1 protein-coding gene is annotated in these 537 nt (G+C 76.9%); it reads right to left on the reverse strand.

Annotation, left to right across the window (positions count from 1 at the left end; all coding sequences use genetic code 11):
- On the reverse strand, positions 1-537 hold a 537-nt coding region (locus F8274_RS30810; RefSeq protein WP_151465911.1), incomplete at both ends, for a PspC domain-containing protein.

Consider the following 537-nt stretch of genomic DNA (forward strand, 5'->3'; position numbering starts at 1 on the left):
GGTGCGGCGGCGGCCGGCACTTCGGGAGCGGGCGCGGCGGCCGACGGCGCCGGCCAGGCCACCGGCGGGACCGGACCCGGCGGCGGGCCGGGGGGCGCGCCGGGCGCCGCCGTCCGGGTGGCCGGGTTGCGCTGGTCGCGGTTGAGCAGCAGCGCGCCGCCGATCAGGATCACCGCGCCGAGCAGGATCGCCCGGAAACCGTTGGTGACGACGTAGCCGAAGCCGACCGCGACCACGATGCTGAGCACGATCACGGTGATCGGGGACATGCTGGACCGGCCCCGGCCGAGCATCGACTCCACCGGCGAGGCGGTGTCCCCCTCGCCGGGGATGATCAGCCACGCGGTGACGTAGACCAGGATGCCGATGCCGCCGAAGAAGCCCAGCACGGCCAGGAGCACCCGCCACAGCACCGGGTCGGTGTTGGTGGCCCGGCCGATCGCCGCGCAGACGCCGGCCAGGTAGCGGCCCTCCCGGGGGCGGACCAGCCCGTACCGGGAGGTGAAGCCGGCGGCGCCGGGCGGTGGGGCGTACCCG

The sequence above is a fragment of the Micromonospora sp. AMSO31t genome (assembly GCF_008868175.1).
In the GTDB taxonomy this organism is placed as follows: Bacteria; Actinomycetota; Actinomycetes; order Mycobacteriales; family Micromonosporaceae; genus Micromonospora.